Source organism: Acinetobacter sp., assembly GCF_036666595.1.
GTDB lineage: Bacteria > Pseudomonadota > Gammaproteobacteria > Pseudomonadales > Moraxellaceae > Acinetobacter.
This window is the reverse complement of the sequence record NZ_JAVWVO010000138.1, coordinates 1-547: the sequence shown is the minus strand read 5'-3', so window position 1 is coordinate 547 and position 547 is coordinate 1. Positions and strand designations below refer to the sequence as shown.

General features: G+C 28.2%; 2 protein-coding genes. Both read left to right on the top strand.

Features of this window, described 5'->3' with window-relative positions; translation table 11 throughout:
- The coding region (locus tag RR876_RS17245; RefSeq protein WP_332637213.1) for a cold shock domain-containing protein at window positions 1-130 on the top strand (130 nt) is incomplete at its 5' end.
- A gap of 106 nt (window positions 131-236) precedes the next feature.
- Window positions 237-464 carry a hypothetical protein gene (locus RR876_RS17240; protein ID WP_004693379.1) on the top strand — a complete coding sequence of 76 codons (228 nt, stop codon included), beginning with the start codon at window positions 237-239 and terminating at the stop codon, window positions 462-464.
- Window positions 465-547: the final 83 nt, after the last annotated feature.

Below are 547 nucleotides of genomic sequence, written 5' to 3'. Positions count from 1 at the left end.
AGATGTTTTTGCCCATTTTAGCGAAATTGCTAATTCAGGTTTCAAAACACTGTTTGAAGGCCAAATGGTTGAGTTTAGTGTAGCTCAAGGTCAAAAAGGACCAAATGCTGTAAATATTGTTGCTATCTAAGCAATAATTGACAGTAATAAAAAGCACTAAACAGTGCTTTTTATAAATTGAAAGTTAGTTTTAAAGTTTTTTCAAATCGAGAAAACCTCCAGAAATAGGATACAAGTTGTTAAAAATAAACGATTTAATTGCAAAATCAAAAAATGGTACAGAAATTATAGTGTCGCTCATCCCTTTAAATAAAATACAAAATACTCGTAATGGGTTAAAAACTATAGAAGTGGGTAAGCGAATACTTCTTCAATCAGGTAAAGAAGTTGATTTGAACCTAGATGGAAGAACTTTTTATACGTCTTTAAATCAGATGTTTAAGTTAAATTATAAAGTAATTTAATCAAGTTATATAATTTCTAAATAATTTAAATTAAGGATCCATCTATGTTAAAAAAAGAAGTCACCGTAAAAGATCAATTTGGT